The organism is Zavarzinella formosa DSM 19928 (assembly GCF_000255705.1).
Taxonomy (GTDB): domain Bacteria; phylum Planctomycetota; class Planctomycetia; order Gemmatales; family Gemmataceae; genus Zavarzinella; species Zavarzinella formosa.
The window spans coordinates 27104-27369 of the sequence record NZ_JH636447.1 but is presented as its reverse complement, the minus strand read 5'-3'; the positions used below and the strand labels follow the sequence as shown (position 1 = coordinate 27369).

The following is a 266-nucleotide window of genomic DNA, read 5'->3' as shown; positions in this document are numbered from 1 at the left end:
GCCGACGAGGAGCATCATGTGGCGAAGCTTCTGATCGCGGAGCTTGACCTGATGGACGGTTCGGAGAGCCATTTCGAAGCCAAGTTCCATGTGCTGTCCGAGAACGTCCGTCACCACATCAAGGAGGAAGAGGACGAAATGCTCCCGAAAGCCAAGGGCGTCAAACTCGACTTCGAGGTGCTCGCGGAGAAGATGGCCCGCCGCAAAGAGACTTTGCTCGCAGAAGGTGTGGCCCCCGTCGGCGAGGACGTGATGGCGAAAGCCGC

1 pseudogene is annotated in these 266 nt (G+C 59.8%); it reads left to right on the top strand.

Features of this window, described 5'->3' with window-relative positions:
- Positions 1–18: 18 nt before the first annotated feature.
- Positions 19–266: pseudogene (locus BGIM_RS66170) on the top strand (hemerythrin domain-containing protein); the annotation flags it as partial.